Consider the following 20826-nt stretch of genomic DNA (forward strand, 5'->3'; position numbering starts at 1 on the left):
GGAGTATGCGAGAGTGATTGTGAAATCTATAAGTCATTGTTTTTCCTATATTTGGTTTTCCCTGCATCCTCCAGAAACTGGAGCATAAAAGTTTCGCATCCTCCAGAAACTGGAGTACAAAAAGCCTTTACACTCCAGAAACTGGAGCATGGAAAATTTAAGGTTTGGGATTGTCGATAACATCTATAAACGTCCTCAATGCTGTTCTGGTAGGCTTTAAATCCATTTCAAAACCTCGTATCTCATCTACCTTTTCCCATGTAACAGCATAGTAATTTGGTGTTCGTCCACTCTGAGTAAGTGCGTTTCCCTTAGCTAACTCAATAAACCCTTTTTGCCTTAAACCTTTTATTGCATTACTAAGCGTTGTTTGAGATTTGAAACCTCTATGTTTTACTTGAGACCATACAGCACACAATTTACCGTTGTTTTTACCTTTATATTGATACGCAAACCAAAGAAGTAAGCGTATTTCATTACCAGACAGTTTGTTGAAATCTGGATGATCTATCACTCTGTTTGGTATGCCTGCAAATGGTTGAGGTTTAGCCATCAAGTCCCCCAAATAGCCCCGAAGGGCTAAGCTGCTTGGCTATAAATGGAGTAGGGAGGTAATCCTCTTAACGGCTCTAAACCACGCTGAGAGCGCAACTTATTAACCCGGAATATTGCTCGCTCGATTGATGCATCATCTAGCAACCTATAGCGGGTATAGGTTGCTTTGCCTCCGTGCCTGTGGGTGATCGGATTGGGTTTTCTGTCAAACATAATTCCGTGCTGGCGAAAGTTACTTACCATCGTGTGTAAGCACGATTCACCATAGGCCCAGTCTGCTTCTTTTTGAAACATTCCTGCGCTACCTCGATTCAAAAATTCAACAAGGCAAATTTCTTCTTTATATGGGATTAAATTTAGTTTAACCTTTTGATTCTCAGGTCTAAGGTCGTTACTCGTTTGGGTGGCGGCTTTTTTCATTACGCTGCCTCCTCTTGATTGGTTTCATTAATCCATTGCTCAATATCAGAGCTCAAGTATCGTACCTGCCTCCCTAGCTTTAAATATCTGGGCGCTTTCGCTCCCAATAACTTGCCGGTAACTCTTGACTGTCTAAGCGTGACTTCTGAAATTTTAAGCTGTGCTGCTAGTTCGATAGTGGTTAAGTATGACATCGGTATATCTCCAGTAATTAGTGGTTAGCGTTAATCGCTGGAAATATATTAGTTTGTGTGTGGGGGGATAAATAACGGGTAAAGTTATTCTTTTCAGCAACTTTACCCTTGGTCTAATAACTCTTTAATTTTGTCAGATATGTTTTTTTTCTCAATACCTATCGAAGCTAGGCATTCGATTAAAAAACTATGGAATTTACTTTCTGGTGTATAGGCAGCTTTCAGTCCATGCGAACGAAATATTTTTGCGACCTCTACAATCAAGAAGCTAATTTCATCTTTTCTCGCATATTCTGTTAGTGTGCTCATGGATTTTTCAATACCAGCAATTAAAACAGTTAAATTCCGCAGCGGTGATTCATTTAATAATTGTTGATCTGCATATCCGTGTTCATTTTTTTCAGCAAGAAAAATATGCACGGGCAAAGCTTCTGCGGATAATGGATCTAGTTCATTCAAATACTTCATAGCGTTCAATAAATGACCATTGACTAATTCTAATGACTTTTTGGTCTCGCTTGCTCTATTGATTCTTGGAATATCGTCATTAGCTAATTTAGCTTCAATAATTTTTTCAGTTTGCTTAATCAAGCGGTCAGCGCAATCAAATTTTACTATTTTACTTAAGTTTATCGTTTGCTGGTCTGTAAATTTAAATGAGTCGACAAGGCCGCCAGAGATTGATTTAGAATTCCATTTATCTTCATACTTCCTAGCTTTATCTAAATTGGTCATGCGGTCAATTCCTTAATTTTGTTAGCCCATAACTCTAACGCTTCCCTGCGTTCTTCCATGTAATCGTGCTGGTTATACACTCTCATCATTCCTGCTAGCTCATGGTTGAGTAATTTTTCAGTGACAATGGTGTCGACCTTCATTTTTGATAGGTGCGTCTGCAGCGTTCTTCTAAAGTCGTGCGGCGTGAATGCAGCAACATTGATAAACCTGCCTTTAGGTTCGTCAACGTCATCAGGCCTAATATGGCGTTTGATAGCCCGGGCAACGCTGCGCTTATCAATGGGCTGTGTGCCAGGTAAGCCGGTTCTATTCGTTACCGAAGGGAAAATATACTTGCTGCCTAAAAAATCAAACTGAATTGATAGCTCTTTAAGTCGTTTAATGATTTCGTCATTGGTTGGCACATAGTGCGGCTTTTCTTCACCGCGGCGGCTCTTGGTGTTCTCAGGCGGGAAGTACCACATACGTTTTTCAAAGTCGATATGCGACCATTCGGCAAGGGTCAACTCCTGAACTCTGCATCCAGTCAAGCAGAGCAATTCTATTACTAACTGAACTTGCCTTGAGATCCCGACTTTTGGCAAGTCTATAAATAGTTGCTTCAACTCGTCATCGTCTAAATAGCGATCGCGGGCAATCTCTTTGCCGGTGTTTGATGTCACCGAAGTATTAGCTATAGGGTTAATTTCTATCAAGCCTCTATCAACGCCAAACTGAAATGCTTGTTTGATTAGGGCTAGGGTTTTACGTGCGTGTGGCTTGTGGCCTCTATCTACAATTAAATCGATGCAGTCATTGAGAATTAAACGGCTAGTAACGCTCGATAGAGGGACTTTGCCTATCTGTGGAATAACATCATTGTTGAATATGCTGATTGCGCTCTCAGGACGTTTACGCTCGCGTTTTAGATACCGCTCTGTGAACTCTAATAATAGATACTCGACGGTTTCAGAATCTTGCTTTGCTTGCTCTAATTCAGCCATGTCAGCGAGCTTTTTTTGTGCTGCTGATTCTTTCTCTCTGGCTTCACGTTCTGCGAAAACGTCAACACCTGTTTTTATACGTCCTTGTAAAATTTTCGCATCGTCTCGGGCTCTAGCTGGTGTAATGTTTTTTTCATCAAGGCTAGCTATCTTATAATTGCGCTCAAATCCTTCACGGCCCCCGATTCTGTAGTAAAGATAGTAAGCACCCGAACGGGTACCATCGGGCTTAGGTTTCCCCAACCTGAGGTGAAACCCTTTCACCTCAGTATCGCTAATCCGCCTTATTTCAGGATCTATATTCTTCAACAATGAATCAGTTAACTTTGCCTTTAAAGTTGCCATGTCGCACGTTTCCTATTTTTAATGTCGCACGGGTGTCGCACAATATTTTGGTGTGACCACCAACGACAGATAACACCAGTCAGCGACCACATACAAATAATAGGCATTTAGGTCAATAAAATAAAGGGTTTTAGGTGAAATGATTTAACGTTGGGTTACAAAGGGATATTTCAGATTACTATGTGCGTTCTCTTGACATGGTAGGGGTCGGTAGTTCGAGTCTACTCGGACGCACCATTTTCTTATAGAGCCAAAAAATAAAAACCTTTTTTAAATCCCTGATTCAATATTGCATTGTGATTCCTGTGTAATATTTTTCAATCTTGTTCTATCAATGCCGTCTAGGCTTAACAAATTCCGACAATGTGTTCTGCTAAAAACGTTTAAAATTCAATTGTTTAAATTATAGCCTTAGAAAAACTTCAAATTAACATCGATTTAACGTTGACGGGGCATGCATATTTCTTTAATGTTAATGATAATGATTATCAATTAGGTTTTTGTCTTATGTATTCATATCGCTTTGCGTCACTAGAGTTATTGTTGAAACAGCCATGCCAAGAAATTGAATTTGGTTTAATCAACTCATACGTTCATTTAGGCTTACAAAGAGCCCAGGCAATGAGTGAAGCAATAGAGACGAAAAGAGCGCACCTGCGTATCGTTGATACTTTGATTCACGTGATGTGCGATAACTTAATTTCAGTAAGTCGGCGAGGATATTGCTTTCGAATGATACAGCGCTTAAAACCGATCTTATTTGAAATGTTGGATACAAACCAATATCAAAAAAAGGTCAACCAAATTGAGTCTCTGCATAGGTATTTTTTGCCAGAGAATGTAAAAAACGAACGTTCTTCTGCCAACAAATCACAAAATATTCCTATCAATTTTCAGCAACGCAAGTGATCTGCGTATACAAGGAGCCTAAAATGAAATGTTTTCAATTTGTATGTCCTAGTCATCAATCTTGGGTGCAAGAACATCCCCGCGAAGCTTTTCAAAAAGTTCAGGAGATGACAGATTATGCGGAGCAATTAATACAATGTGGTGAGTATCAAAGTGTAATATCGTATTTAGGAACGGCACTTGAAACGACCGAAATCATTTTTGATAGTCGTTTGGAGTCGCCACAGTTAACCACTAAAATGACGGCTATTACCATAATGTTGGCTAATTCATATTCTGCCATTGGTCAAACTGAGAACGCCTCAATATTTTTGCGTAAAATCCAACAAAAGCTTCAACGTGCGGTAAATTGTGCCGACGGTTATGCAACAAAAGTCGCTTTTTATAAACACTGTGAAAAGGCCTTGGTAGAAGCTAATTCTAGTCTTTTTGAAGCTAATGCTTTTCAACCTAATATACCGATATCTCAATTACATTAAATATAATTTAATAACGCTCTAAGTATCATAGTGTTAACGTTAAAATTAGTTGTTTTTAGGATATTGAAAACGAATTCACTAAATCAGTATTTATCATTGGATTTTCGCTTACTGTATTGATTTAAAAGGATTTTGACGCAGTAAAATGATTGTTTTTATGGTCTAAAATAATTTCTACGGTATCGAGGCTAAAACCTGTTGGGATTGCTATTATTAGCAATGCGATGTCTAATATGCCGCTATCGATATTGTACTAAAGTTGAATATTCAGTTTAGTTTGAAGTTATATCTAGGACACTTTCTTGAAAACATTTACATGCCAATGTGGAAACACTTTGCATTTTGCCAACGTACAATGTGTATCGTGCGGGTTAATGCTAGGTTTTATTCCCGAAGATAAACAACTAAGCGCATTTACCACGAATCAGTATGGTAATTTACAGGCGTCAAGCAACGGTTTGCTTTATAAAAAGTGCAAAAATTATTCAGTGCACAATGTATGTAACTGGATGGTATCGCTTGATGATGAGCATGAGTACTGTATTTCATGCCGTTTGAATGAAACTATACCTGATCTGAAAGACCCCGAAAATAGAGCGCTTTGGTCTAAAATGGAGCGTGCAAAAAGACGCTTGTTATATACTTTGTTAAAACTCAACTTACCCATAGTGGGCCGCGAAGAAGACCCAGATAACGGCTTAGGTTTTGCATTTTTGAAAGATAAAACTCAAGATTCGTTTGGCAAAGAGTTGACGGTAAAAAGCTTTGTGACTACAGGGCATGCAAACGGTTTGATTACGATCAATTTGAATGAAGCGGATGACAGTGCTCGCGTTGATATGCGTCAAAAGATGAACGAAAGGTATCGCACTTTATTAGGTCACTTCCGACATGAATCAGGCCATTACTATTGGGATAGGTTGATTTCAGGAACGGATAAAATTGATGAGTGTCGCAGACTGTTTGGTGATGAACGTCTAGATTACGTTAAGTCAATGAAAACCTATTATGATAACGGGCCTAGTGAAAACTGGCAGAACGTGTGGATAAGTGCTTATGCAAGCATGCACCCTTGGGAAGACTGGGCGGAAACCTGGGCGCACTATTTACACATGTTAGATACATTAGAAACCGCTAATGATTACGACTTTTCTATTTCGGGTAATAAAATCGCTAACCCAATTCCAAATACTGACAGTTTTATTGACCAAATGTATACGGCTACTTCGTTTACGCATTTATTTAATGATTGGTGTCAATTAACCAAAGTTTTGAATGCCTTGAACCGAAGTATGGGCTTGGATGATGCGTATCCGTTTGTTATTTCTATTTCTGCACTGGATAAATTACGCTTCGTACATGAGGTGGTATTGGATGCAGAAATGACAACACTTTCCGAAGCGATCGCTTAAAATAGCCCGATATTCGGGCTATTTTTCCCAATCAAATCTAGGCAGGTTGTCAAATGCCCGCTTTAATCCTTCATTCCATTGTTTTTGCACAGATCGATACATATTACTATTGGTAGTAAGCACGTTGTGATATGGCTCTTCAATTTGATCCGCTCGATGGATAGCCAGTTCGATAGGTGGTCCAACAGATATATTACTTCGAATGGTTGAATCTAACGACACTATTGCGCAACGAGCTGCGTCCTCTAACGAAGTAGAAGGAGTGATTATTCTATCTAGAATTGGTTTACCATATTTGTTTTCACCAATTTGCAAATAGGGGGTTTCGTCGGATGCCGAGATATAATTTCCTTGCGGATATATCAAGAATATTTTCCCTTTTTGCCCCTTAATTTGACCACCCAACAAGAAACTAGATTCGTTATTTGATCTCGTTTTTTCCATTGCGTCTGCGTGGCGCTTCTGTTCTTGCTGACTTAAATCTCCAATATATTGTGCTACTTCATGAAGATAATTTCCCTTGCTAATATCAAATTCCGCATTGGGGTTGGTCAGATCTCGTTTTATCGCGTTTATTACTGCTTGAGACGTTGCTAAACTTCCAGAGGTCAATAAAACAATGGTTCTATTGTCGGGAAAAACAAAGCTTTTCATTTTGCTATAAGTCGCAACGTAGTCAACTCCAGCGTTGGTACGCGAGTCTGAAGCAAATACTAATCCTTTATTCAAGGCAATGGCTAAGCAATAAGTCAATTTAATTCTCTTTGAATTTTCTAGTTTAAAACATATAGTTAGTAAACTAACTTGGATTTTCCTAAGAAAGGGACGGGTATTTTGAACTGTGCTCAATTTAAAAACAATCACTTTTTAAACTAAGCCTATGTCAAAAAGTAACTATCTGCGTATACTAATATTACATAAATATGTCAGGGGGATCTATGGCGATAAGATGGGGAAACTATGCAATAGGTCAATTCTATGATGAGTTAATACAAGGTCGTTCAAAGCCCAGAGGGTATGCGAAAGATTTGTGTGACTACCTCAAAGGGTTGTCTGATAACGAGCTAAAAGAATATAAAGCTGCTTCGGATTCTGCGATTCAGGTGATGGGAATTACCTTTAGAATCTACAATGATGAAGAAGGATCAATTGACCGAGCTTGGCCTTTCGATATTATTCCACGTTTGATTGAACTCAAAGAATGGCAGCAAATTGAGTTAGGTCTTAAACAACGAGTCAAAGCCCTTAATATGTTTATTGACGATCTCTATAATGATCAAAACATCATTAAAGATGGCGTTTTTCCAGCTAACTTATTGAAAAAATCTAAAAACTTTTTGAAAGAATGTGTTGGTGTTAAACCACCACAGGGAATTTGGGCACATATTTGTGGTTCGGATTTGGTCCGTGACCATAAAGGGACTGTTTACGTTCTAGAAGATAATCTGCGAGTGCCGTCTGGCGTTTCTTATATGCTTGAGAATAGACAAGTCATGAAACGTGTCTTTCCAGAGATGTTTGAAAAGTACAATATTTTACCTATTGATAATTATCCATCTGATCTTTACGACATGTTGGCTAGTTTGTCTCCTAGAGATGTTAAAGAACCCGAAATCGTGGTGCTAACGCCTGGAATTTATAATTCCGCCTATTTTGAGCATGCCTATTTAGCGCAGCAAATGGGGGCTGAATTGGTCACTGGTGATGATCTAGTCGTCAAAGAAGACGATTGTGTATATATGCGCACCATTAATGGATTGAGCCGCGTCGATGTTATTTACCGTCGAATTGATGATTGGTATATCGATCCGGAAGTTTTTCATCCAGATTCTACACTCGGTATTCCAGGCATTATGCGAGCTTGGAAAGCTGGCAATGTCGGACTAGCTAATGCACCAGGCTCTGGTGTCGCAGACGATAAAGTCGTTTATAGTTATGTTCCTGATATTATTAAATATTATCTGAAAGAAGAAGCATTACTGCCGAATGTGCCGACCTACCGATGTGTCAATCCAGAAGAACGTGATTATGTACTGGAAAATATCGAACAAATGGTTGTAAAGCCTGCCAATGAATCCGGTGGATACGGCATGTTGATAGGCCCTCATGCATCGAAAAGAGAGCACCAAAAATTTCGCCAATTAATCAAAAAAGACCCGCGAAATTACGTAGCGCAACCCATGTTATTATTGTCTACCGCGCCGACTTTGATTGACAACAAGGCAGAAGGACGACATCTAGATCTGCGGCCGTTTATATTGAGCGGACAAGATATTAAAGTCACTATGGGGGGATTAACCCGCGTTGCCATGGTTAAAGGGTCTACGGTGGTTAATTCATCACAAGGTGGTGGTAGTAAAGATACATGGATTGTTGATATGGAGGGCAATTAATATGTTGTCACGTGTAGCCAGTAATTTATGTTGGATGGGGCGTTATCTTGAACGGGCAGAAAATACGGCAAGGTTGCTCAACGTCAATTTCAATCTACTCTTGGATTTGCCCAAAAGCATTGTGCTTGGTTGGGAGCCTATTGTGGATATCGTGTCTAATCGAGAAGAGTATTACGCAAAATATCAAGAAGCCAATGAAAGAAATGTGCTTAGTTTCATGGTGGCAGACAGCAAAAACTTAGGCTCTATTGTCAGTTCGCTTAGTGCCGCTCGTGAAAACGCAAGAACGATTCGTGAAATCATCCCTAGAGAAGCTTGGGAACAGATCAATGAATTATATCTTTTCGCTCACAGCAATCGTCAAAAAGCGTTATCTCGACGTTCTCGTTATGAGTACTTAAGTGAAATTATTGAGTCTAATCAAAAGATTACGGGTATATTAGAGTGCACGATGACCCGCGATGAAGCGTATCAGTTTTTGCGCATCGGACGCAATTTAGAGCGAGCTGACATGACTACGCGGATAATAGATGTGCGCTCAGCTTCGCTGGTTCAGGATATGGAAACAGAGCAATCAGCGTTAGAAAATTTGCAATGGATGAGTGTATTAAAATCTCTGACTGCCTATCAAATGTACCGACGTGAAGTTAGATTAAAAATCCGACGTCCAGACGTGTTGAAGTTTCTACTTCTGGAAGAGCGATTTCCACGAGCGTTTCTGCACACCCTAAAACAAGTTGATTATTGTTTACGTGAATTGCCTAATTATGAAGGCTGTGTGGAAATGATTGCAACGGTCGAAAAGCAATTAATGGAAGCCAATCCGCAGCTGCTTATTCAGGATAAACTTCATGAGTTTATTGATGAAATGCAGTTGGGCTTAATCAACGTTTACAACAAGATAAACGAAACCTATTTCTAAAGGTTAGTTAGGTATCGATATAAAGGCTCAACATTATTTAAATGTTGAGCCTTTATTTTTTAGTTTTCAGCGTCGTTCGCTGCATCTTGTATTGCATCTCCAGCACTTTCTATGTCTTCTCCCGCGCCTTCAATTGTTGCACATCCTGATAGCATGATTAATGTCATCATCATGGTCAAAAGTACTTTTAGTTTAGATTGTAAAGTCATAATTTAGCCTCGCTACAGTGTGATTTGCATTTACGATTAGTGCTCGTAAAATATCTGGTGTTTACTACTAATATAACCCATAGCGATTTTAGTGCCATTTTCTATCTACTTGAAATATAAGTTGAATTTTGTTTTTTGATGTGACGTTAGCTGTTTCATTTCGTCTTTTTTTCAATTGCATTTGAAGATTTTACACAAACGTTAAGTACTAACTAGCACCTATTAATAGTGAACATGAGGTAAATAACTATAACAGTGGTAAATTTTTCCCCATCGCCAAGTTAATCCATTATCACAAAGCTTTTCATGAATATCGCAAGGACGGTCAGAACTATTGATAGGCAAATCTGCACTCAAATAAACAATTCGCCAAATATTCACTTTGGGATCTTTTTGAAATTGCATTTTGCCGATTAAGGTGGTGTTTTTGTACACAAAACAAGTGCGTTTTGAGTATCGAATTTTAGGTGTATACATTACTGTTATTATATACAGTAATTGCTTTATGGCGAGTTTAATTCACACTTTTTGAATAAAGTTTGCCATAAGAAATCATGACGTTTGACTGCTTTTTTATAGTTTAAGTGTTCTGTTTCTCGTTGTAATAAAAAATGTCGAAATGCATTTGCTAGCACGTGGGTTTCTTGGAGCGTTTTGAAACTTGGCATTAAGTGTTCAATTGCATCGTTTACATCTTCTGTAATCGGTTTAATGCCATTGATAAAATGAAGCTGATAAATGGCTTTAAGGCGGTTTATTTGTTGACGTGATTGCTCGGTATTACATTCTAGTTCATTAAATACAGTGTTTAATTGCGTGTTGATATTTGTTAGCCATATTTCTATTTGGTTTTGGGTCCGCCACAATTGAGAAGATAACGGCATTTTGCGCAGCGCATTGAGATTCGCTTCCAGATCACCCAGTTTTGAACTTACATTAATAACATCGGATGAATTCAGTTGAATAAAATAATCTAAATGTTGCTGATAGACCTGTAACTTTTCATCACTAACGTGATTAAATAATTGGGTATTTCCACTAAAGGTGCGTTTTATTTCTTGGCTGTTTTGCAACATGTCAGCCCACACCAAAGGTAAGTTGTTTTGTTTTTGCTGTAGCCATTGTGAAATCAATTGCTGTTGCTCAATATCAACGTTTTGCAGACATTCTTGTAATCCACCTATTAACTTTACTTCATAAGCAAATCTAACTGACGGGAGTTGTACTTTACCTAAAGCCGTGTTTCTTTGCGCTATTAGCGTAGCGACATAGCAATCCTGCAAAGCAAATAACTCACGAAGGTTGATGGTAGTCTCGGATAATTCGAGCTTCAAAACTTTTGCCGCAGGGTAGGTTAAATGGATGTTTTCCGAGCTTAACTCAATGGCAAAATCGAGTTCATTAGTTAATTGTTGCTGGTATGCGAGAAAATTTTCCTGTAAGGCTGTTTGGCTACAACTGCAAATGAATACGAGGCTGCCGAACAACAGCATCATCTGATTTACTGACAAGTAATTGCCCCCTTGGACTTGAACGCTATTTTCATTACGAACTAAAAATTTATTGGCTTTTTGACACTAATAATATTGCTCATTATCGGAGTTCACTTTAATAACCAGCTTACGATGTTCCTCATCTAGATGCAGATTAATATGAAACTCATGACAACAGTTGGGGCATTCTTCAAAAAAGTCTTGATCTCCGTTGCTACAATCTAGAGATACGTGTAAATGATGACCGCATTCTGGGCATTCAATGGTTTGATTAGTTTCATTTATTCTATCACTCATAGTTTCTCCTATGCGACACTTGGATTTGCGATACTGCGACCTCCATCAACAGCAAGTATTTGCCCCGTAATATAAGGAGCCGATATTAAAAATGCGATCGCTTCTGAAATATCTTTTTCACAACCCAATCGACCTAGCGGAATTTGTTTGAGTATCGCATTTTTCTCGTTTTCAGGCAGGGCATTGTCAGGCCACAAAATGGCACCTGGAGCGACTCCATTTACGCGAACTAGGGGGGCTAACTCTTGTGCCATAGACTGGGTTAGCGTCACTAGCGCGGCTTTTGCCATGCAATATATAGTATGGCCTGACAACGGACGTTGTGCATGAATATCTACCATATTGATAACAACACCCTGATTTTCCTTAAGTTGTTTTTGCAACAATTGAATTAAATACAAAGGGGCTTGAGCATTACTTCCCATAAGTGCCTGCCAATCCTGTTGATTAAAATTACTCACAGGTGTAGCGTAAAATGCAGAGGCATTATTGATAAGCACGTCAATGCGATCGAATGCATTAATGGCTGACTCGGCAAGGTTTTTTAGCTGTTCAGGATTGCACAGATCACCTTGCACCCATTTTACCGAGTTTTTTCTGATTGCATTTAATTGTTCGGCGAGAGTCGTGACTTGGTCTACTGAATGATGGCAGTGCAACACAATTCTATAGCCTAAGCTATGTAAATGTCGGGCGGTGTAAGCCCCTATGCGTTTAGCGCTGCCAGTAATAAAAACAACTTCATTTTTCATGGTATTCAAATTAATTATTTACATAACCCTAAAGACTAACTGGGAAATATTTTAGGTACAAGCGCGGTTGGATATTCAATTTTGCATATTGTTAAGTATTGATTTTGCGGTTTGCAGATAATTCCCTTTAAATAACAAAGCATGATTTAGAATATGGTACAGCTGATAAACGGTTTTACGGTAGCTAAAGTGCTCATCTAAAGGCCAAATAGAGTCGTAGCCCTGGTAAAATGTTCCAGGAAACTTATTGAATAGTTCAGTCATAGCGATATCTGTTTCTCTATCTCCATAGTAAAATGCAGGATCAAATATAGCGGCAGAACCTTGATGAAACCCTGTGTTGCCAATCCAGAGATCACCGTGCAGCATTGAAGGCGTAGGGGAGTATCCGTGCAATAATTTTTCTACTGTCATTACTACCTTGTCAATATCTGCGAGTTTATTACCTTGATCGGCTAAAAGTTGCAGCATAAACCCGATACGTTGTTCCGCGAAAAACTGAGACCACTTTTTTGACCATTTGTTGTACTGTGGTGTCAATCCAATAAAATTATCTTCTTGCCAACCGTACATGTTCTGCGTGTGATCTTTGTGCATTGTTGCCAACTTTTTACCGAAATCAAACCATGTCGATTCGTCACCCGGGGTTAACCTAAGGTACTCAAGAACTAAATAACTTTTATTTTCTTGAACGCCACAACAAATAACTTTTGGAATTTTGAATATATTTACCTGAGCCAAATGCATCAAACCCTCGGCCTCTGCGTTGAAGTTAGCAAGCTTGTCATCGTTGTTTAGTTTTACAAAAAAGCGTTTGTGCCCGTCGGTAATTCGATAGGCACTGTGCGAATCTCCGGTTGTGATTTCACGGATATCGTCACATATAAACTCCTGATTGATTTGTTGACTGATTTGATCACTAATTGAATGCCACATAGTCTGAGTCATTTTTGGGGTAAAAACTGAGTATGGAACACAGCTCAATAATTGAAGGTATTTTTCATTATTAAAAAACAAATTTTATAACTTAAAGTAATTTTAGGAACTGGATGAGCCCAAGGTCTCACGCAAATTATGAAACGTTTTAAATATAGAAGAAGTAATTAGTTTATTTGCTAACCAAATTGGTAAATTACCGGAAGGCTCACCATAACCTGAATATTCTATCGACATAGCCTCCTTCGAAATTGCCTTGATGTGCCATTTACCCTTAACATTTTGCATTCTCACAATACCTTTTTGGGGTGGATAGAAGCTAGAATAGTCGCGAATGAGGATAATGATAGTTTGAGCGTCGTGGTGAATATTTGTAGTAGAAATTGTCACCATATCTCTATTTTCGATAGGCCATGGAGCGTTAAACGTTGTTCTTACAACACGTTGATCCTCAGAGGGCATGTCGAGCACTTCAACTTTCTTACAATTATCAATCCAATGGCTGGCGATTGCCGTGTTGTTTAACAAATCAACCATATCTGTAGGAGTGCCGTTAACTTCCATTGAAGCTCTAATCCAAATGTAGCCGGAATCACTTGGTTGGCTATAAATCGATATATTTTCTTTGTGCTTAACCAATTGCCATTCATCTTCTGTTGGTTGGCTATTTACGGTAAACGTACAAAATATGAATAAGCAACAAAATAAAGACCTTAACCACAGATTAAGAGACTGTATTGATTGCATCAGCGGTAATATATTAGGTATCATGTGGACTTCTCCCTGATCGTAACAGGGCTGATTAAAAATTATCTAAAACTTATACATATTTTGGTATAGGTTGCACGAACACCCAATATGGGTGTTTTTTATTGTGTGCAAATTTGCTACCGAAATACAACATTATAATTCACACGTGGCGCTTGGTAGGTGTCACCACTGTGTTAAGGATTATCCAATGCTAACAATTACTCTTCCTGATGGCAGTCAACGCCAATTTGAAAACGCCGTTTCGGTACTCGATGTCGCCAATGATATTGGCCCTGGTTTAGCAAAAGCGACCATCGCTGGGAAAATAAACGGTGAATTGGTTGATGCAGTCGATCTGATTACTGAAGATGCGAAACTGCAAATTATCACTGCCAGAGATGAAGAAGGGTTAGAAATTATCCGTCATTCTTGTGCACATTTAATCGGTCACGCTATTAAACAGTTATATCCAGATGTGAAAATGGCCATCGGTCCAACAATAGACAATGGTTTTTATTATGACATCGACATGGAGCATTCATTAAATGAAGATGATCTGCTGAAACTGGAAAAAAGAATGTTGGAATTGGCTAAGACCAATTATGACGTAATCAAGAAAAAAGTCAGTTGGCAAGAAGCTCGAGATGCATTTGCTGAACGTGGTGAGACCTACAAAATTGAAATTCTTGATGAAAATATCAGTAAAGACGATAAACCAGGCTTATACCACCATGAAGAATATGTAGATATGTGTCGTGGGCCTCACGTGCCTAACATGCGTTTCTGCCAACACTTTAAAATTATGAAAGTCGCCGGCGCGTACTGGCGCGGCAATAGCGACAACAAAATGTTGCAGCGAATTTATGGCACCGCGTGGGCAGATAAAAAGCAACTTAAAGCTTATTTAAACCGTTTAGAAGAAGCTGAAAAACGTGATCACCGTAAAATCGGTAAAGCGTTAGATTTATTTCATTGGCAAGAAGAAGCGCCTGGCATGGTGTTTTGGCATAATGATGGCTGGAGTATCTACACTGAGTTGGAAAAATATATTCGCATTAAACAACGCGAGTATGGGTTTGGTGAGGTGAAAGGTCCGTTAATGATGGATCGCAGTTTGTGGGAAAAATCGGGTCATTGGGAAAAATATGCTGAAAACATGTTTACCACTGAATCAGAAAAGCGTGAATACGCTATCAAGCCGATGAACTGCCCTGGTCATGTTCAAATATTCAATCAAGGCCTAAAATCATATCGTGATTTGCCACTGCGTATGGCGGAATTTGGTTGTTGCCATCGTAATGAACCCTCAGGTGCGTTACATGGATTAATGCGAGTGAGAGGATTTACCCAAGACGACGCACACATTTTTTGTACTGACGAGCAAATACAAGACGAAGTCGCAAGTTGTATCGAAATGATATACGAAGTTTATCAAGTCTTTGGATTTGAAAAAATTGTAGTGAAGTTGTCTACACGTCCTGAAAAACGTGTTGGTTCTGACGAAGTGTGGGATAAAGCTGAGCAAAAACTTGCGGATGCATTAAATTCAAAAAATATTGATTTTCAATATTTGCCGGGTGAGGGGGCGTTTTACGGTCCTAAAATTGAATTTACTTTACATGATTGTTTAGATCGCGCTTGGCAATGTGGTACTGTGCAACTTGACTTCTCAATGCCGGGTCGTTTAGGTGCAACTTATGTGGCTGAAGATGGTGAGCGTAAAGTGCCTGCCATGATTCACCGAGCGACTTTAGGGTCACTTGAACGTTTCATTGGTATATTGACTGAAGAATATGCTGGTTTATATCCAACTTGGTTAGCACCCATTCAAGTTGTCGTGATGAATATTACCGATAAACAAGGTGAATATGCTGCAAATGTAGCAAAAAAATTACAACAAAATGGATTTAGATCAAAGTCGGACTTGAGAAATGAGAAGATAGGCTTTAAAATCCGCGAGCACACTCTTAGGCGTGTTCCATTTTTACTTGTCGTAGGTGACAAAGAAATGGAAGCAAATGAAGTAGCAGTGCGCTCTCGCAAGGGTGATGACCTAGGTAAATTCTCAATAGACGGGTTTATAGATTTAATTAATCAACAGGTCACATCTAAGCAATTAGATTAATTTCGTGGAGGAACGACATATTAAAGGCGCTAATAATAAGGCTCAAGGCGACAAAGCCAACATCAATGAAGAAATCACGGCGACGGAAGTTCGCTTAATTGGTAAAGAAGGTGAACAGTTAGGGATAGTGTCTCTAAGCGAGGCTCAAACTCTTGCCGACCAAGCTAGTTTGGATTTAGTAGAGATTAGTCCGAACGCTGAGCCGCCTGTATGTAAAGTAATGGATTACGGAAAGTTCCTTTTCGAAAAGAGTAAAGCTCAAAAAGAGCAGAAGAAAAAACAAAAGCAAATTCAGGTCAAGGAGATTAAATTTCGCCCTGGCACTGATGAAGGCGACTACCAGGTAAAACTGCGCAACCTGCGTCGCTTTCTAGAAGGTGGTGATAAGGCTAAGGTAACGATTCGTTTTCGCGGACGTGAAATGGCCCACCAAGAGATCGGCATTGAACAACTAAAACGCGTGCGCGCGGATTTAGAAGACATTGCTAATTGCGAATCTTTCCCTAATCGGGTTGAAGGTCGTCAAATGATCATGGTGCTCGCCCCAATTAAGAAGTAGTTAAGGTCTACAAGTAACTAAGGACCGTAAAATCGGATCTGCACCTAAGTTCACCTTGCTGCTAAGTTGAAACAATGACCCTAGAGTAGTCATGAATATCGTGTCCTCTAATGTGGTCTTAACAATGCGGAGTTTTAGCAATGCCTAAAATGAAAACCAACCGTGGAGCTGCCAAGCGTTTTAGAAAAACCGCTTCAGGCCGTTTCAAGAGCAAGCAGTCTCACTTGCGTCACATTTTGACCAAGAAGAGCTCTAAGCGTAAACGTCACTTGCGTGGCAAGAAATTAGCCCATACAGCTGACACTGCGTTGATTCAACGCATGTTACCTTACGTTTAAAGCACAGGAGACTAAAAAATGGCAAGAGTAAAACGTGGTGTAGTTGCCCGTGCCCGTCACAAGAAGGTACTAAAACAAGCCAAAGGTTATTACGGAGCTCGTAGTCGAGTTTATCGCGTTGCTGTTCAAGCAGTAACAAAAGCAGGTCAATATGCATACCGTGACCGTCGTCAGCGCAAGCGTCAATTCCGTCAATTATGGATTGCACGTATTAATGCTGCGGCACGTCAAAATGGCATGTCTTACAGCCGTTTCATTAACGGTTTGAAGAAAGCGTCTGTCGAAATCGATCGTAAGATCCTTGCTGACATCGCTGTGCATGACAAAAGCGCGTTTACTGCATTGGTTGATGCAGCAAAAGGCGCATTGGCTTAATTTTTAACAATTAAGTTTAAGTTCTTTCGGGAAAAGGCGAACCAGGATGGTTCGCCTTTTTTCGTTTAAGCCTGTTAACAAGTGTGTAGATTGGTTGCCAATGCATGTAAAGCAAATATCGATGAAAAATGCTAATCAGCGGTATTCAAACCTTGCCTTTTGTCATCGACTTATAGATAATAAATGAAAACAATTCTCATTTATGGTTGATGATCAATGTTACACGATACAGTGTGGGAACTTCCTACTAAAAAAGTCGCTGAAATAGTCGGATTACAAAGTGGGCTTTCCGATGCGATGAGCAATCGACTAAAAGAAATGGGATTTTGTGGGGGCGAATCAATCAGATGTATAAAACAATGTCCCTTCAATGGTCCAAAAGTCGTTGAATTGGGCGGTGCAATCTTGTCGATTGATAAAGAAATCGCCCAGAACATAAAAATAAAAATGTAAATTATATTTTTCTCAAAATCAGATATTTATTTTGAATTCTCTTCTAATTTTTCAATAAACAGGTAAGCGTAGTGTCATCAACTGTTTCAGTTAATAGTAGTCGTGCTCAGCAGAAAGTCGTTTTAATCGGAAGACCGAACAGTGGCAAAAGCTTATTGTTTAATCAATTGACTGGTCTTCAACAAAAAGTTGCAAATTTTCCGGGAGTTACAGTAGAACTCAAATCTGGAAGTATGAAAGAGTTAACCATTGTTGATTTCCCCGGCACGTATTCACTGCATAGTTTTTCTCAAGATGAGCAAGTTGCTATTGATGCAATTTACCAAGCGCTAGATAGCGATGAAACGGGATTAATTGTTTGTGTGCTCGATGCATCAAGACTCGAGCGAAGCTTAGTGTTTGGATTGCAAGTTCAAGCGCTAGCGAAAAAACATAATAAAGGTTTTGTGTTTGCAATTAATATGATCGACGACGCGTTGCGTTTTGGTCATGAAATTGATGTAAAAGGTTTATCTGAAGAGTTGGGGTCACCGGTTTTTGCATTATCGGCAAAAACCTTGATTGGAATCTCTGAGTTCCAACAAGCCCTACCTGATTTAGTTAAAAATAATCAGGATTGTATTCCTTCCCGGGTTTCCGAGAGTCATGACGATGTAATCAATCGCAGTCGTCAACTAGCGAACCACTTTGGCATGAATGCCAATGTGGTGTTAAAGCAACAAAATCGCATCGACCAATTCTTATTACATAATTGGTTAGGTGGCCTTGCTTTCATGACCATAATGTTCCTATTGTTTCAAAGTATCTTCACCTGGGCTGCACCACTGATGGATGCCGTAGAAAGTGGCATAGGATTGATGGCAGGAGCGGTCACGAGTATTTTGCCAGAAGGCATATTTAACGACTTTTTAAATGATGCCATTTTTGGTGGCGTAGGCTCTTTTTTAGTGTTCGTACCGCAAATCATGGTACTCACTTTTATTATTGGGCTGTTAGAAGATAGTGGATATTTGGCCCGCGCGGCACTAATTTGTCACAAGCCGCTCAGTTTTTTTGGCTTATCAGGTAGAAGCTTTATTCCATATTTATCAGGCCACGCCTGTGCTATTCCTGCCATTATGGCAGCACGTACCATTGAGTCACCACGTAAACGCTTGATTACTATGATGACTATTCCGTTAATGTCGTGCTCAGCACGTTTGCCGGTTTACGCGTTGTTGATTGCGGTATTTATTCCTCATCAGCAATACCTTGGTGGTTTGGTTAATCTGCAAGGGATGGTCTTTTTCTGTTTGTACATGATGGGGATTGTCACGGCACTGATCGTAAGTTTGGTTATGAATAAAACCCAGTTTGCCCAGAATGATAAAAGCGAGATGCCTTTTATATTAGAATTGCCTAGTTATCGTTTACCACACTGGAAACCCTTAATGTATCGGGTGTTAAATAGTGCTAAATATTTTATAAAACGCGCTGCTCCAGTTATTTTTATGGTCGCTGTGGTGATCTGGTTTTTAGGTTATTTCCCAGTACACGAAGGTGGCTTGGAGAATTCATACTTGGGATTCATTGGCCATTATATCGAACCCGTATTTGCTCCACTTGGGATTGATTGGCGTTATGGTGTTGCAATTCTTATGTCTTTCTTAGCACGTGAAGTGTTTGTGGGTACACTAGGTACGCTATTTGGCATTCAAGGAGCGGATGAAAACATTGCTGGATTGGCTGAAAATATTCAACATGATGGTTTAGCTTTTGGTGCAGGTATGGGGTTGTTGGTGTTTTACGTTATAGCCTTACAATGTGTAGCAACTGTAGCGACTATCAGGGCCGAAACTGGCAGTCACAAGATAGCGTGGGGCTTAGTTGCAGGATATGGCGCGTTAGCTTATCTAATGGCATTTTTGGTGTATAACGTCCTTTCATAATTTTCCTCTTATTATGGGGTAAAGGAATACAAACCTAGTTCTTTTACCCCAAGTGTCTTTAATGTAAACAGCCCATGATTATTTATTCCAATCCTCGATTAGGTTAACAACCTATAATTTCAGTTTTTTATCAAAAATTAGTCAGCAATATTGGTCAGGCTCTAGCTATAAGGGGCTGATTTCGTGTAGAATTGCCGGTTCTTTTTTTATAGTGGATTTGTCGGTTTGCAAAATGAAACCGTAAATTTAATTAAGTAATATTCCAATTCGAGGAAGCTATGGATCTCGACGCCATAATTGAACAGGCACAACTTAAAATAAACGAAGCACAAGATGCAACCACGCTGGATGCTGTGCGCGTTGAGTTTATGGGTAAAAAAGGCCACATGACCGATTTGCTCAAAGGACTTGGCAAATTATCCGCCGAAGAACGCCCAATTGCGGGACAAAAAATAAACTTGGCTAAGCAAAAAATTCAAGGTCTTATTTCCGCTCGTGGCGAACATTTGCGAGATGCCGAACTAAATGCCAAATTAGCCGGTGAAACCATCGATGTAACTTTGCCCGGACGTACCGAGAATCTAGGTGGATTACATCCTGTAAGTCGCACGATTCGTCGTATTGAAAGCTTCTTTGGTGAATTAGGATTTACCGTTAAATCCGGCCCGGAAGTAGAGGATGGGTTTCATAATTTTGATGCATTGAACATTCCTGCGAATCACCCTGCGCGTGCCGATCATGATACTTTCTATTTTAATCCTGATGTGATGTTACGTACGCAAACTTCAGGTGTACAAATTCGCACCATGGAAGTTGAAAAGCCGCCACTACGTATCATCTCCCCTGGACGTGTATATCGTAACGATTACGACCAGACTCACACACCTATGTTCCATCAAGTAGAAGGCTTAATGGTCGACAAGAATGTTAGCTTTGCGGAACTCAAAGGCGTGTTACATGATTTCTTAAATAACTTTTTCGAAGCTGATTTACAGGTCCGTTTTCGTCCTTCATATTTTCCGTTTACAGAACCCTCAGCAGAAGTTGATGTTATGGGACAAAATGGTAAATGGTTGGAAGTGTTAGGTTGTGGAATGGTGCATCCAAATGTACTTAGAGCGGTTAATATTGATCCAGAAGAATATACTGGTTTCGCGTTTGGTATGGGGGTAGAAAGACTTACCATGTTGCGCTATGGCGTAAACGATCTCCGTGCTTTTTTCGAAAACGATCTTCGTTTCCTCAAGCAGTTTAAATAAGG

At 39.6% G+C, this 20826-nt stretch carries 24 protein-coding genes; 12 read left to right on the forward strand and 12 right to left on the reverse strand.

Annotated elements, in window-relative coordinates; translation table 11 throughout:
* Positions 1 to 157: 157 nt before the first annotated feature.
* The 5 genes from GLIP_RS07290 to GLIP_RS07310 all read right to left on the reverse strand — a co-directional run bounded on the left by GLIP_RS07290 (position 158) and on the right by GLIP_RS07310 (position 3235).
* Positions 158 to 553 (reverse strand): hypothetical protein, encoded by a 396-nt coding sequence (locus GLIP_RS07290; RefSeq protein WP_008843958.1) that lies wholly within the window; start codon positions 551 to 553, stop codon positions 158 to 160.
* A 26-nt stretch (positions 554 to 579) separates the two neighbouring features.
* Positions 580 to 975 (reverse strand): hypothetical protein, encoded by a 396-nt coding sequence (locus GLIP_RS07295; RefSeq protein ID WP_008843959.1) that lies wholly within the window; start codon positions 973 to 975, stop codon positions 580 to 582.
* A complete protein-coding gene (locus GLIP_RS07300; protein WP_008843960.1) occupies positions 975 to 1169 on the reverse strand; it encodes a helix-turn-helix transcriptional regulator in 195 nt (64 codons plus the stop codon). The genes GLIP_RS07295 and GLIP_RS07300 overlap by 1 nt, the downstream gene beginning before the upstream one ends.
* A 102-nt stretch (positions 1170 to 1271) precedes the next feature.
* Positions 1272 to 1904 (reverse strand): hypothetical protein, encoded by a 633-nt coding sequence (locus GLIP_RS07305; RefSeq protein ID WP_008843961.1) that lies wholly within the window; start codon positions 1902 to 1904, stop codon positions 1272 to 1274.
* Complete coding sequence (locus GLIP_RS07310; RefSeq protein ID WP_008843962.1) at positions 1901 to 3235, reverse strand: tyrosine-type recombinase/integrase; 1335 nt, start codon at positions 3233 to 3235, stop codon at positions 1901 to 1903. The genes GLIP_RS07305 and GLIP_RS07310 overlap by 4 nt, the downstream gene beginning before the upstream one ends.
* A gap of 507 nt (positions 3236 to 3742) precedes the next feature.
* Here GLIP_RS07310 and GLIP_RS07315 point away from each other — a divergent pair.
* From GLIP_RS07315 to GLIP_RS07325, 3 genes are all read left to right on the forward strand, one after another.
* Entirely contained in the window at positions 3743 to 4144 is a 402-nt protein-coding gene (locus tag GLIP_RS07315; protein ID WP_008843963.1) for a hypothetical protein, read from the forward strand.
* Between the two features lie 23 nt (positions 4145 to 4167).
* Positions 4168 to 4623: a hypothetical protein gene (locus tag GLIP_RS07320; protein WP_008843964.1), complete on the forward strand. Its 456-nt coding sequence runs from the start codon at positions 4168 to 4170 to the stop codon at positions 4621 to 4623.
* A 302-nt stretch (positions 4624 to 4925) separates the two neighbouring features.
* On the forward strand, positions 4926 to 6035 hold the full coding sequence (locus tag GLIP_RS07325) for a zinc-binding metallopeptidase family protein (protein ID WP_040522291.1): 1110 nt from the start codon (positions 4926 to 4928) through the stop codon (positions 6033 to 6035).
* 18 nt (positions 6036 to 6053) lie between these two features.
* Here the strand turns inward: GLIP_RS07325 and GLIP_RS07330 are convergent, their stop codons facing one another.
* A complete protein-coding gene (locus GLIP_RS07330) occupies positions 6054 to 6788 on the reverse strand; it encodes a 20S proteasome A and B subunits (protein WP_008843966.1) in 735 nt (244 codons plus the stop codon).
* A 185-nt stretch (positions 6789 to 6973) separates the two neighbouring features.
* On the opposite strand from GLIP_RS07330, the gene GLIP_RS07335 reads away from it, so the two are divergent.
* On the forward strand, positions 6974 to 8428 hold the full coding sequence (locus tag GLIP_RS07335; protein WP_008843967.1) for a circularly permuted type 2 ATP-grasp protein: 1455 nt from the start codon (positions 6974 to 6976) through the stop codon (positions 8426 to 8428).
* Between the two features lies 1 nt (position 8429).
* Positions 8430 to 9350 carry an alpha-E domain-containing protein gene (locus GLIP_RS07340; protein ID WP_008843968.1) on the forward strand — a complete coding sequence of 307 codons (921 nt, stop codon included), beginning with the start codon at positions 8430 to 8432 and terminating at the stop codon, positions 9348 to 9350.
* A 59-nt stretch (positions 9351 to 9409) separates the two neighbouring features.
* On the opposite strand, the gene GLIP_RS21665 is transcribed toward GLIP_RS07340, so the two are convergent.
* From GLIP_RS21665 to GLIP_RS07370, 6 genes are all read right to left on the reverse strand, one after another.
* Positions 9410 to 9523, reverse strand: a complete 114-nt coding sequence (locus tag GLIP_RS21665; RefSeq protein ID WP_407638140.1) for an entericidin A/B family lipoprotein — start codon at positions 9521 to 9523, stop codon at positions 9410 to 9412.
* A gap of 539 nt (positions 9524 to 10062) precedes the next feature.
* Positions 10063 to 11070, reverse strand: coding sequence for a DUF3080 family protein (locus GLIP_RS07350; RefSeq protein WP_008843971.1), 1008 nt, complete (start codon positions 11068 to 11070; stop codon positions 10063 to 10065).
* Positions 11071 to 11136: 66 nt separating this feature from the next.
* Positions 11137 to 11349, reverse strand: a complete 213-nt coding sequence (locus GLIP_RS07355; RefSeq protein ID WP_040522295.1) for a CPXCG motif-containing cysteine-rich protein — start codon at positions 11347 to 11349, stop codon at positions 11137 to 11139.
* An 8-nt stretch (positions 11350 to 11357) separates the two neighbouring features.
* On the reverse strand, positions 11358 to 12101 hold the full coding sequence (locus GLIP_RS07360) for a pteridine reductase (RefSeq protein WP_008843972.1): 744 nt from the start codon (positions 12099 to 12101) through the stop codon (positions 11358 to 11360).
* Between the two features lie 75 nt (positions 12102 to 12176).
* Entirely contained in the window at positions 12177 to 13037 is an 861-nt protein-coding gene (locus tag GLIP_RS07365) for a fructosamine kinase family protein (protein WP_008843973.1), read from the reverse strand.
* A gap of 102 nt (positions 13038 to 13139) precedes the next feature.
* Complete coding sequence (locus tag GLIP_RS07370) at positions 13140 to 13808, reverse strand: START domain-containing protein (protein WP_008843974.1); 669 nt, start codon at positions 13806 to 13808, stop codon at positions 13140 to 13142.
* Positions 13809 to 13995: 187 nt separating this feature from the next.
* On the opposite strand from GLIP_RS07370, the gene thrS reads away from it, so the two are divergent.
* From thrS to pheS, 7 genes are all read left to right on the forward strand, one after another.
* On the forward strand, positions 13996 to 15912 hold the full coding sequence (gene thrS, locus GLIP_RS07375) for a threonine--tRNA ligase (RefSeq protein ID WP_008843975.1): 1917 nt from the start codon (positions 13996 to 13998) through the stop codon (positions 15910 to 15912).
* 4 nt (positions 15913 to 15916) lie between these two features.
* Positions 15917 to 16471, forward strand: a complete 555-nt coding sequence (gene infC / locus GLIP_RS07380) for a translation initiation factor IF-3 (RefSeq protein ID WP_008843976.1) — start codon at positions 15917 to 15919, stop codon at positions 16469 to 16471.
* A 140-nt stretch (positions 16472 to 16611) separates the two neighbouring features.
* On the forward strand, positions 16612 to 16809 hold the full coding sequence (gene rpmI / locus GLIP_RS07385; RefSeq protein ID WP_008843977.1) for a 50S ribosomal protein L35: 198 nt from the start codon (positions 16612 to 16614) through the stop codon (positions 16807 to 16809).
* An 18-nt stretch (positions 16810 to 16827) separates the two neighbouring features.
* Positions 16828 to 17184, forward strand: coding sequence for a 50S ribosomal protein L20 (gene rplT, locus GLIP_RS07390; protein WP_008843978.1), 357 nt, complete (start codon positions 16828 to 16830; stop codon positions 17182 to 17184).
* A gap of 216 nt (positions 17185 to 17400) precedes the next feature.
* Positions 17401 to 17637, forward strand: coding sequence for a FeoA family protein (locus GLIP_RS07395; RefSeq protein ID WP_008843979.1), 237 nt, complete (start codon positions 17401 to 17403; stop codon positions 17635 to 17637).
* 71 nt (positions 17638 to 17708) lie between these two features.
* Complete coding sequence (feoB, locus tag GLIP_RS07400) at positions 17709 to 19565, forward strand: ferrous iron transporter B (RefSeq protein ID WP_008843980.1); 1857 nt, start codon at positions 17709 to 17711, stop codon at positions 19563 to 19565.
* A gap of 278 nt (positions 19566 to 19843) precedes the next feature.
* Positions 19844 to 20824 (forward strand): phenylalanine--tRNA ligase subunit alpha, encoded by a 981-nt coding sequence (gene pheS, locus GLIP_RS07405; protein WP_008843981.1) that lies wholly within the window; start codon positions 19844 to 19846, stop codon positions 20822 to 20824.
* Positions 20825 to 20826: the final 2 nt, after the last annotated feature.

The sequence above is a fragment of the Aliiglaciecola lipolytica E3 genome (assembly GCF_000314975.1).
In the GTDB taxonomy this organism is placed as follows: Bacteria; Pseudomonadota; Gammaproteobacteria; order Enterobacterales; family Alteromonadaceae; genus Aliiglaciecola; species Aliiglaciecola lipolytica.

Excerpts from the sequence above, each read along its gene's own strand:
- GLIP_RS07310 (WP_008843962.1), bottom strand. The coding sequence starts at position 3,235 with ATGGCAACTTTAAAGGCAAAGTTAACTGATTCATTGTTGAAGAATATA.
- GLIP_RS07305 (WP_008843961.1), bottom strand. The coding sequence starts at position 1,904 with ATGACCAATTTAGATAAAGCTAGGAAGTATGAAGATAAATGGAATTCT.
- GLIP_RS07300 (WP_008843960.1), bottom strand. The coding sequence starts at position 1,169 with ATGTCATACTTAACCACTATCGAACTAGCAGCACAGCTTAAAATTTCA.
- pheS (WP_008843981.1), top strand. The coding sequence starts at position 19,844 with ATGGATCTCGACGCCATAATTGAACAGGCACAACTTAAAATAAACGAA.
- rpmI (WP_008843977.1), top strand. The coding sequence starts at position 16,612 with ATGCCTAAAATGAAAACCAACCGTGGAGCTGCCAAGCGTTTTAGAAAA.
- GLIP_RS07395 (WP_008843979.1), top strand. The coding sequence starts at position 17,401 with ATGTTACACGATACAGTGTGGGAACTTCCTACTAAAAAAGTCGCTGAA.
- GLIP_RS07365 (WP_008843973.1), bottom strand. The coding sequence starts at position 13,037 with ATGTGGCATTCAATTAGTGATCAAATCAGTCAACAAATCAATCAGGAG.
- GLIP_RS07290 (WP_008843958.1), bottom strand. The coding sequence starts at position 553 with ATGGCTAAACCTCAACCATTTGCAGGCATACCAAACAGAGTGATAGAT.
- rplT (WP_008843978.1), top strand. The coding sequence starts at position 16,828 with ATGGCAAGAGTAAAACGTGGTGTAGTTGCCCGTGCCCGTCACAAGAAG.
- thrS (WP_008843975.1), top strand. The coding sequence starts at position 13,996 with ATGCTAACAATTACTCTTCCTGATGGCAGTCAACGCCAATTTGAAAAC.
- GLIP_RS07370 (WP_008843974.1), bottom strand. The coding sequence starts at position 13,808 with ATGATACCTAATATATTACCGCTGATGCAATCAATACAGTCTCTTAAT.
- GLIP_RS07320 (WP_008843964.1), top strand. The coding sequence starts at position 4,168 with ATGAAATGTTTTCAATTTGTATGTCCTAGTCATCAATCTTGGGTGCAA.
- GLIP_RS21665 (WP_407638140.1), bottom strand. The coding sequence starts at position 9,523 with ATGATGATGACATTAATCATGCTATCAGGATGTGCAACAATTGAAGGC.
- GLIP_RS07335 (WP_008843967.1), top strand. The coding sequence starts at position 6,974 with ATGGCGATAAGATGGGGAAACTATGCAATAGGTCAATTCTATGATGAG.
- GLIP_RS07315 (WP_008843963.1), top strand. The coding sequence starts at position 3,743 with ATGTATTCATATCGCTTTGCGTCACTAGAGTTATTGTTGAAACAGCCA.
- GLIP_RS07360 (WP_008843972.1), bottom strand. The coding sequence starts at position 12,101 with ATGAAAAATGAAGTTGTTTTTATTACTGGCAGCGCTAAACGCATAGGG.
- GLIP_RS07340 (WP_008843968.1), top strand. The coding sequence starts at position 8,430 with ATGTTGTCACGTGTAGCCAGTAATTTATGTTGGATGGGGCGTTATCTT.
- GLIP_RS07295 (WP_008843959.1), bottom strand. The coding sequence starts at position 975 with ATGAAAAAAGCCGCCACCCAAACGAGTAACGACCTTAGACCTGAGAAT.
- GLIP_RS07355 (WP_040522295.1), bottom strand. The coding sequence starts at position 11,349 with ATGAGTGATAGAATAAATGAAACTAATCAAACCATTGAATGCCCAGAA.